We start from the raw sequence: 7,578 nt of genomic DNA, 5'->3' as shown, positions 1-7,578 counted from the left end.
GACACGAGAAGGGCGGAGCCGCCGCCGGAGATAAGGCATACAACAAGGGTCTGGTCGTCAAGATTGCGCACAAGTTTTTCGATCTCCGCAGTTGCTCTCACACCGTTTGCATCAGGTAACGGGTGTCCTGCTTCATAGATTTTTATTGTATCAATGGTGTCGGCCTGTTTTATCTGTCCGTATGTGGTAATGGCTATCCCGCCGCTGATAATCTCGCCGGTCTTCTCTGCCGCTGCCCTTGCCATCGGGATTGCCGCTTTGCCGAAACCGATGACATAGAGCCTGCTGCAGTTTTTATTTTCGTAAAGAGAATATATCGTGTCTGCGTGAAGGGCAACCGCCTTGTAAGGATCGGCCGACTGAAGCGCGGCATAAAAGATCTTTACGATCTGATCTCTGTGCGTATCCGTTTTCATATCGTCCACATGGTTAAAAAAGTACAGCCATCAACGGACTATGGAATTCAGGTCTCAGGCCTGTAAAGCGGGATTACGTAAGGACCCTCCGGAATCACTGCAACGCGCGTATCGCTTTTTGTTCCGGCACTCTTTTTTACGGCCTCTTTCAGGGATTGTACCCTCTGAACACCCGTTAATGCGTGCTCTTCCCCTGTGAGACCTTCACTGTAAAGGTGTATGGTCCCGGTCTTCATCGCCTTAACCTGCATAACCGACTCCCATTCATCGATAGAAGCATACTGCTTTTGTGACGTTTCTTCAAGGAACCTGTCCATGCCTGCATTGATCAATCGTCTTTGCGATTCAGCGTATTCGGCGGTCCCCAGACCTTCCGAACATTCCGAGACAATGAAGAGATCTCCTCCCGGCGCGAGGATATCGGCAGCACCTACCATCCCCTTTACGGTCTGGCAATAATTCCGGTCAAGCGGGTAACCCGCCGCACTGGTGATAACTGTTTTATATTTTCGCGGAACAGGTATCTCAAAATACGGGCGGGCAAAAAAGACCGCGTCGAGGTGACTTTGTTTAATTTCACCGAAGTTGACAAAGGACAGGTTACGGTCTTCGTCAATGACCGTATTGAGCGCGAGACTTCCTCCGGCCATTTCGACTATCCGCAACTGCTCCTCATGGAGAGGGTTGCCATCGAGTATGCAGTTTGCTATCCTTTCATCGTTCAGCATCCTGGTGGAATGCAGCACCCTGATCGTATCCTGGTGGGCAACCCCGGGCGCAATCAGCTTTCTTCCACCTGAATAACCGGCCATGAAGTGAGGCTCAACAAGACCAACCGCAATCCGTACCTCTGCGTTTACAAAGCAACGGTCCAGCTTTACCGGCGTCCCGCGGGGCGTAGTCCCCAGAAAGACATGGTCTTCATCGTTTCCCGCAAGGTGATTGATCACCTTCACGGTTTGCAGCACCCGATCACTCCCTATCAGTTCGCGGAGTTCCCCTCCCTCATTTGGCCTGTGGAGACCCGTCGCAACGAGGATTGTTATTGAATCAGGGTGTGCGCCCGCATCGATCAACTCTTCGATGAGCACGGGCAATACGATCGCATGGGGTACCGGCCTTGTATTATCACAGATAAGGACACAGATGCCCTTTCGTCCCTTCACCACTTCTTTCAGAGACTTGCTTCCCGCGGGGCGTGAAAGGGCTGATCTCACTGCTTCACCCGGCTCTTTAAACACAGGCATTGACCTTTTCCGGATCACATCTACTGCAGGTCCGTCAGGGAGATCTACGGACAACCCTCTCCTCCCGTATCTCATCATGACATGCATGAATGACCCCTTAAAAACTTATTGATTCCGCAATATCGATGGACCCTTGTTCGTTACACTTTCAATGCTGAGATAAACAACATCTACGAGCTCCCTGAGCATCTCCTCGCTGATAGCAAGGGGGGGCATGAGGACAATGACATCACCGAGGGGTCTGATTATAACCCCTCTCCTGCGCGCCTCCCATGTGACCTTCTGTCCTATCTTCTCTTGCGGCGGATAGGATCTTTTTGTTTTCAGATCAGCTACAAGCTCAATACCGACCATGAATCCTCGCTGCCGTACCTCGCCTACGTGCGGCAGATCATAGAATCTCCCTAATTCATTTTCCAGCAGGTCTATCTTCCCTTTGAGCCTTTTGAGGGTCTGTTCCTTTTTAAAAAGTTTTATGTTCTCTATCGCCACAGCGCAGGCAAGGGGGTTCCCCGTATATGTATGGCCGTGGAAAAAGGTCTTGAACTCATCGAACCTGCCGAGGAAGCCGCCGAAGACCTTATCGGTGGTAAGGGTCGCCGCAAGTGGAAGATAGCCCCCTGTAACGCCTTTCGCAAGGCAGAGAAAATCGGGCTCTATCGATTCCTTCTCACATGCGAACATTGTTCCTGTCCGTCCGAAGCCCGTTGCCACCTCATCGGTTATGAAAAGTAGATTATTTTCTTTTGCGACCCTCCAGACAGCCGACAGAAACCCTTCCGGCTGTGTTATCATGCCTGCCGCACCCTGTACAAGAGGCTCTATCACCACCGCGCATATCTCGTCCTTATACTGTCGAACGACACGCTTGAATTGTTCCACGCATGCCATGCCGCAGTCTTCTTTTGTAAGCTTTAAAGGACAGCGGTAACAATAGGGTGATGGCGCTTTATGGGTCTTGAAAAGCAGCGGCCTGTAAACCTTGTGAAAAAGGTCTATGCCGCCTACGCTCACCGATCCGATCGTATCGCCATGGTAGCCGTTCGTAAAGGAGAGAAACCTCTTTCTCTTCTTCTCTCCTTTCTGCTGCCAGTACTGGTATGCCATCTTGAGCGCGATCTCAACAGATGTTGAACCGTTATCCGAATAAAAGACCTTTTCGAGCCCGCGAGGCGCTATATCAACAAGCATTTTCGCAAGGACAGTGGAAGAAACATTACCAAGGCCAAGGAGTGTCGAATGACAAAGGGCCTCTGATTGTTTCTTGATCGCGTCTACAAGCTCTTTCTTACCATGTCCGTGCACCAGGACCCAGAGCGAGGAAACACCATCGATATATCTTTTCCCTTCCGTATCAATGAGGTAACAACCCTCTCCCCTCTCGATGATCAGGGGCTGCATATCCGCATAATCCTGCATCTGGGTAAATGGATGCCAGATATATCTCTTATCCCAATCTGCGAGTTGCTTCTTGCTGTACATTAAACCTCCATTATACGAGCAGAGAGCATGGAGCTAAGAGCGGAGAGTAAAGCTCTCAGCTCTCAGCTCTCAGCTCTCTGCTCTTAGCTCTCTGCTGTTTTAAATCAGTCTCATTTTTTTACCGGCGTCGACGATGGTCTCTATGGCATAGTCCATATCGTCTTGCGTAAACCCCCGCACAACCGTTAATCGCAACCGTGATGTGCCTTCGGGCACAGTAGGAGGCCGGATCCCCTGGAGAAACAAGCCCTTTCTCATAAGGAGTTCCTGCATCCTGAGGGTCTTTGTGTCCTCGCCGACAACAATGGGGATGATAGGTCCGACGCTGTCCTTCAGGTCAAAACCGGCAGTGTTCAAATGCCTCCTCATGTAATCTATGTTTTTCCATAGTTCGTCTTTATACGTGGCATCCCGCCGTATCATCTCAAGGGCCGTCATGGCGCTTGCAAGGGAGGATGCCGGCAATGCCGTTGTGTACATAAATGTCCTCGCCCTGTTGACGAGAAAATTGACAACAACCTCATCAGAAAGCACAGAGGCACCGAAAGAACCGAGGGCCTTCCCGAAGGTTGCCATGTGGACATCCATGGAGCCCGATAGACCGAATAGCTCTTCAACGCCGGTGCCTTTTTGGCCAAAGATACCGGTGCCGTGGGCATCGTCCAGGATTACATGGAAACCATATCTTTCCCGGAGTTCGAAGATATCTGATAACGGCGCAATATCCCCGTCCATGCTGAAAACCGATTCAGTAACAACGTATCGCCTTCCCGCCGATCTTTCCCTGTTCATCTTCTTTTCGAGGTCATTCACGTCCCTGTGTTTGTAGATAACCTTTTTCGCCCGTGAGAGCCTCGTTGCGTCTATGAGGCTTGAATGATTCAGTTCGTCGCTGAATATAACATCACCGCTGTCCGTTAGCGTGGAGATGATCGCTATATTTGCCATATATCCATTGGAAAAGATAAGCCCTCTCCTGTAACCCTTATATCCGGCGATCATCTTTTCAAGTTTCGCGTAGAGGTCAATGCTCCCCGAGACGCTCCTCGAAGAACAGGTGCCCGCGCCATATTCATCGATCACGTCTTTTGCCGCTTTCAGAATATCCGGGTGTGTATGGAGGGAAAGGTAGCTGTTTGAACAGAGGTTCAGGTATGCCTTTCCGTTATACAGGATCTGCGTGGTGGTTATCGGCTTAATATATCGTAGCTGTCTGTAATTTCCTTTTTTTCTGATGTCTTCGAGTCTTTTTTTAAGTTGCTTATACACTGTATATACCTGATACAGACCACATTACATCAACAACATATAACAGTCAACATCTAACTGAAACAGGTTAACTTAAACGAAAAAAAAACAGGGTGGATCGTTTGATCCACCCTGCATGTTATCCTTTGCTTAGCCTTTGATAACCCTTGGCAATATCATCTGGTGCTGAGGACAAATCGATGATGGGTTCTGATAAACACAGTTTGCGAAGGCGACAAAATACTTTCTCAGATCTTTCATCGCCACTACTTCGTCAACGAGACCTGCTTTTGCGCAGTGCGATGGCCTCGAATTGTCATAGTATGCTTGAACTAATTTGTTCATCTGTGCAATAACCGGCGCAAGAGGCTTCCCTGCATCTTTCTCTTTCACAAGTCTCCTTGCAAAGCTTGCCGCTGCGGCAGTCTCGCCGTGCATGACATAGATCTCTGTGGTTGCGGTGCCAAGCGTAAAGGCGTTGTTGTTGTTGGCCTGAGGCCCGGCCATGATGTAGTGGGCTGCTGCAGTACCTTTTCTCAATACGATGGTCATCATGGGAAGATCGCTCTGTTCGATAGAGTAAATGAGCGCCTGGCCAAGCCCGAGAAGTTCTGCCTTCTCTGCGATGTCGCCAACATCGATGCCCGATGTATCCTGGATCCAGATCATTGGAACCCTGTCCCTGCCGCAGAGTGAAACGAATTCATTTACCTTGATAAGTCCCTGGCGGTAGAACTTGCCGCCGATCCCAGGATAGGGTGCGTATTCAGGATAACCCTTCGGCATCATGCCCTGTCTGTTTGCAACGATACCAAAGAGAAAACCGTCAATCTTTACAAGGCCCGTATAGAGTTCCGGACCATAACCGGGTCTGAATTCCATATGTTCACTATTGTCCACAAGCCTTGCCATAAACTGCTCAACGTCATAGGTCATCTTTTGATTAAAAGATACAATGCTGTAAAGGTCTTCAGCGGGAAATTTTGGTTCTGCCGGTGCTGCCACTCTGAAGAATTTTCCGTGGTTATATGCCGGGAGATAGGTGACCCACTCTTTTACGGCGTCAAGGATAGCTTCCTCGGACTGGAAGACCTGTTTGAAGAACCCTGTATGATCATAATGTATTTCAACTCTGCCGGGAGGTACTGCCTTAAACTTCCTTGTTGCTTCAATAAGCTGTTCCGCTGTTTCCTCATCGAAAAAACCTTTTGGCGACATGCCGCTTACGATACCGGCGCCGCCGACGGCGATGTTGCAGTCTTTGTGCGCGAGAAGGAGCGTCGGGGAGATACCCTGATATCCGCCGCCAGCCGGGTTCGTTCCGTAGATCGCAGCGAGTACGGGAATGCCCAGTTTGTTCAGTTCTGCATGCCTGAAGAAGGTTGTACCGCTTCCCCTCCTGTCTGCATACATCTTCTCCTGTTCGGGCAGCTTCACACCACTACAGTTCACAAGCCATACGAGGGGGCAATGGAGCCTCTTCGCAATATCCGTGACCCGGAGAATGTTGTGCGGCTGACCCGCTATCCATGCGCCTGCCATGACCTTATTATCAAAGCCGATAACGACACACCATCTTCCGTTAATCCTTCCAAGACCATCTACAACACCGGTGGTTCCGGATTCTTCATTCAGAGGATCATACAAGGTATGAAGCGGGGCCCATGTCCCGGGGTCCAGGATATATTCAAGTCTCTGATGTACTGTCCATTCACCTCTCTTGTTCAAAGTCTCCTTTGAAATACCAGCGTTTTTCACCTTCTCAACCAATTCTGCAATCCCCTGCTCAACCTTCTTGATCTCTTCAGCGTTCGCTTTATTCTCCTTGGCAGCTTTAGTCCATTCCTGCATCTTCTCAAAATAAGGTCTCATACATACCTCCACTGGATTTTTAAAGTATTTGTAATTATTTTCACAATTATATTTTCAAAAGCTTGTCTTTGTCAACACAAAATGAAAAAAATATTCATGTCTAATACCCCTGGAAAGGGCACAAGATTGCTCATCCTGTTTCCTTTTGAGGGTTGCTTCAAATTATGTGATATTTTTCATTAATCGGTTCTTTTTGTTAGAATCAGGTTAAGGTTGAGGATAAGCTAACCATGGAGCCCCTCGACCTTAACCTGTTGAATCTAATGTTTAAAAAGCCTTTGCCCGGCGAAGACCATCGTCACATTCGCCTCATTACAGGCCTCTATAGTCTCAAAATCACGTTCAGAGCCGCCCGGCTGTATGACGCCCGTCGCCCCTTCCTTGATTGCCGCGTCGACGCCATCCCTGAAGGGGAAGAAACCATCAGAGATCACCACGGAACCTATGAGTCCTCCCTTCTGTGACTTTGTGTATTCTTCGATCTCTTTCAGGTCCTCCATCTTCCGCAACCCTTTTTCAGCCTCCAGTCTGAAGACGGCATAGGGGACACCGAACTTTTTAAAGACTTCCTTATCCATGAACTTCGTATATGCCTTAAAGACAGCGATCTCCACGACGCCGACCCTGTCCTGCTCGCCGGTGCCGATGGCAACGGTGGCCTCATCCCTGACAAAGAGCGCTGAATTGGAGCTCACCCCTGACTCAACATACCAGCCGAAGAGCATATCATTTAATTCTTTGTCTGTCGGCGGTCTTTTGATCGCATAGACCTGGCCTTTGTATGTTGTCTGCGCGGGCTTCAGGTCTTCCTTGCCTTTAATTGTGTAAGGCTGGGACTCCTGGAGGACTATGCCTCCGTCCATGAGGGATTTGAAGTCGATATACCTCTTCCCTTTATAGTTCTGGAGCCTTTCGATCTCCTTGATCTGGAGGAGCCGGAGGTTCTTCCATTTCTTCAGCACATCGATGGCAGCCCCTTCGAAATCAGGGGCGCATATGACCTCGAAATAATAGGGGACCATCGCTTTGGCAGCTTCCACATCAACAGTTTTTGTAAATACAACTGCACCGCCGAAGGCCGCGATCCTGTCCGCCCAGAAGGCCTTGTCAAAGGCATCTGCAACGGTGGACCCGCACGCAACGCCGCAGGGGTTGTTATGCTTCATAATCGCGCAGGCTGCCTTCTTGTCCATATATTTGAGGATATTGAGTGCATTGTCCACATCGGTGAGGTTGATCTTGCCGGGATGTTTCCCCACCTGCAGCATATCCTTCTCTGTAACCCTGCTCGTAAGGCCGCCGTCAAAATCAAA

6 protein-coding genes are annotated in these 7,578 nt (G+C 49.5%); all 6 read right to left on the bottom strand.

All coding sequences use genetic code 11. The annotated features are described in order from the left end of the window. Positions 1-416 (bottom strand): DUF4147 domain-containing protein (locus PHU49_11995; protein ID MDD5244728.1); only part of this gene is annotated, 416 nt, incomplete at its 3' end. A gap of 47 nt (positions 417-463) precedes the next feature. Then, positions 464-1,738, bottom strand: a complete 1,275-nt coding sequence (gene larA, locus PHU49_11990) for a nickel-dependent lactate racemase (GenBank protein ID MDD5244727.1) — start codon at positions 1,736-1,738, stop codon at positions 464-466. A gap of 30 nt (positions 1,739-1,768) precedes the next feature. Beyond that, positions 1,769-3,145, bottom strand: coding sequence for an adenosylmethionine--8-amino-7-oxononanoate transaminase (gene bioA, locus PHU49_11985; GenBank protein ID MDD5244726.1), 1,377 nt, complete (start codon positions 3,143-3,145; stop codon positions 1,769-1,771). A 99-nt stretch (positions 3,146-3,244) separates the two neighbouring features. Then, the gene (locus PHU49_11980) at positions 3,245-4,414 is read right to left on the bottom strand and encodes an 8-amino-7-oxononanoate synthase (GenBank protein ID MDD5244725.1); all 1,170 of its coding nucleotides are present in this window, start codon (positions 4,412-4,414) and stop codon (positions 3,245-3,247) included. Positions 4,415-4,543: 129 nt separating this feature from the next. After that, positions 4,544-6,265 carry a carboxyl transferase domain-containing protein gene (locus tag PHU49_11975; protein MDD5244724.1) on the bottom strand — a complete coding sequence of 574 codons (1,722 nt, stop codon included), beginning with the start codon at positions 6,263-6,265 and terminating at the stop codon, positions 4,544-4,546. Positions 6,266-6,525: 260 nt separating this feature from the next. After that, positions 6,526-7,578 (bottom strand): hypothetical protein (locus PHU49_11970; protein MDD5244723.1); only part of this gene is annotated, 1,053 nt, incomplete at its 5' end.

Source organism: Syntrophorhabdaceae bacterium (assembly GCA_028713955.1).
Taxonomy (GTDB): domain Bacteria; phylum Desulfobacterota; class Syntrophorhabdia; order Syntrophorhabdales; family Syntrophorhabdaceae; genus UBA5609.
The sequence above is the reverse complement of the archived record's forward strand: the minus strand, read 5'-3'. Positions and strand labels throughout refer to the sequence as shown.

What these genes read in the sequence shown, in the direction of transcription:
- larA (MDD5244727.1), bottom strand. Translation starts at nt 1,738, where the DNA reads ATGAGATACGGGAGGAGAGGGTTGTCCGTAGATCTCCCTGACGGACCT.
- bioA (MDD5244726.1), bottom strand. Translation starts at nt 3,145, where the DNA reads ATGTACAGCAAGAAGCAACTCGCAGATTGGGATAAGAGATATATCTGG.
- PHU49_11975 (MDD5244724.1), bottom strand. Translation starts at nt 6,265, where the DNA reads ATGAGACCTTATTTTGAGAAGATGCAGGAATGGACTAAAGCTGCCAAG.